Raw genomic sequence first — 1,773 nt, 5'->3', positions numbered from 1 at the left:
TGCGTACGCCGAGCCTGAAGACGCCTGTCGCGCGGCTGTCCGGCGGCAACATCCAGAAGGTGCTTCTGGCACGGGAACTGGCTGAGGGCGCCAAGGTGGTGATCTTCAACAAGCCGACCTACGGGCTCGATCTCGCCAACACTTTGGCGTCGCGCCAGCGCATTCGCGACACGGCGGCGCGTGGCCTTGCGGTGCTGCTGATCTCCACCGACCTCGAGGAATTGCTTGGCATGTGCGACCGCATCGCCGTCATCGCCGACGGAGCTTTGGTCGGCACCGTCGAGAATGCCGACGATGCCCGCACCAAGGTCGGTCGCCTGATGATCGGACTTGCCGCATGAGCATCGACACCGCACCCACGGTCAGTGCCACCGCACTCGATGCCACGAGCGGGGCAAGGACGCGCCGCGACATCGCGCATCGGCTGCTGATGACGCTCGGCCCGATCCTCATCGCTCTCGTCATAGCCGGCTGTATCCTGCTTGCGGTCGGCGTCGACCCGCTCGCCTACTACGGCTTCGTGCTGGAGAAAGGACTGTTCTCGCCGCTCGGCATCCAGCAGACGCTGACGCGCATGGCGCCGCTGCTGTTTCTTGCCGCCGGCCTGATCGTGGCCTTTCGCGCCGGCATGTGGAATCTCGGCGGCGACGGCCAGTTCCTGCTCGGCGCGGTGACGGCGGCGGCCAGCGCTCCTATGTTCGTGCAGGTCATGCCAGCCTGGCTGGCGCTGGTCTGCTCGTTCCTCATCGCCATGGTGGTGGCGATGATCTGGTCGCTGGTGCCGGCCCTGCTGCGTGCCTATCAGGGCGTCAACGAGATCATCACCACGCTGATGATGACGTTCCTCGGCACCTCGCTCGCCAATGTGCTGGTCAAGCTGGCGTTTCGCGACCCCAACACGACCGTGCCGCAGACCCGTACGCTGCCGGTGGAAGACCGGTTGCCGCGCCTGTTCGAAACGACCATCACCAGCGGCTTGCTGCTTGGGCTGGCGGCGATCGTCATCGTGCATCTGGTGATGACGCGCACGGCGTTCGGGCTGAAGCTGAGGATCGTCGGCGCCAATCCACGCGCGGCGGTTCACTCGGGACTCGGTGTCCCCGGCCTGACCGTCGCCGTCTTCGCCATTTCGGCCGGGCTGGCCGGGCTTGCCGGCGCCGTCGACATCATCGGCGTCCAGGGCAATGTCCGCGCCGACTGGAATCCCGCCTATGGGCTTGCCGTGATTCCCGCCGTGTTTCTCGCCCGCATGAACGGCTTTGCGGCAATCGGCTTCGTGTTCCTGCTCTCGGTGCTTTCGATCGGCGGCGAGAGCGCGGCGCGCCGGCTCGGCGTGCCCAATCATTTCACTCTGGTGCTGGTTTCCATCGTGCTGATCGTGCTCGCGCTCGCCGAATATTTCGATCACCGATACAACCAGTCGCGGAGGGCCTAGGCATGACCGGGCTGTTCAGCGAAGTCTTTCTCAGCGCGCTCCTGTTCGGCGCCGTCACCGCGGCGATCCCGCTGCTGCTTGCCGGGCTCGGCGAGCAGATCTCCGAGAAGGCGGGCGTGCTCAATATCGGCATCGAAGGCATGATGCTGGCCGGCGCCTATCTCGGCTTTGTCGGCGCTTTCTATTCCGGGTCGCTGTGGCTGGGTTTTCTCACCGGTGCCGCCGGGGGTGCTGCGGTGGCGCTTGTCATGGCGCTGCTTTGCGTGCGCATCGGGCTGAACCAGATCGTCATCGGCATCGCGCTGACCTTGGGGCTCGAGGGCCTGACGGCACTGCTC

1 protein-coding gene and 2 pseudogenes are annotated in these 1,773 nt (G+C 65.8%); all 3 read left to right on the top strand.

Going from position 1 to position 1,773, the window contains the following annotated elements:
• A pseudogene (locus tag EN964_RS33560) lies at window positions 1-341 on the top strand (ABC transporter ATP-binding protein); the annotation flags it as partial.
• Window positions 338-1,435 (top strand): ABC transporter permease, encoded by a 1,098-nt coding sequence (locus EN964_RS33555; RefSeq protein ID WP_127267959.1) that lies wholly within the window; start codon window positions 338-340, stop codon window positions 1,433-1,435. The pseudogene EN964_RS33560 and the gene EN964_RS33555, both read left to right, overlap by 4 nt.
• A gap of 2 nt (window positions 1,436-1,437) precedes the next feature.
• Window positions 1,438-1,773: pseudogene (locus EN964_RS33550) on the top strand (ABC transporter permease); the annotation flags it as partial.

It is taken from the genome of Mesorhizobium sp. M7A.F.Ca.CA.001.10.2.1, assembly GCF_003998575.1.
Lineage (GTDB): Bacteria > Pseudomonadota > Alphaproteobacteria > Rhizobiales > Rhizobiaceae > Mesorhizobium.
Note: the sequence above shows the minus strand (reverse complement) of the source record. Positions and strands in the feature narration are given on the sequence as shown.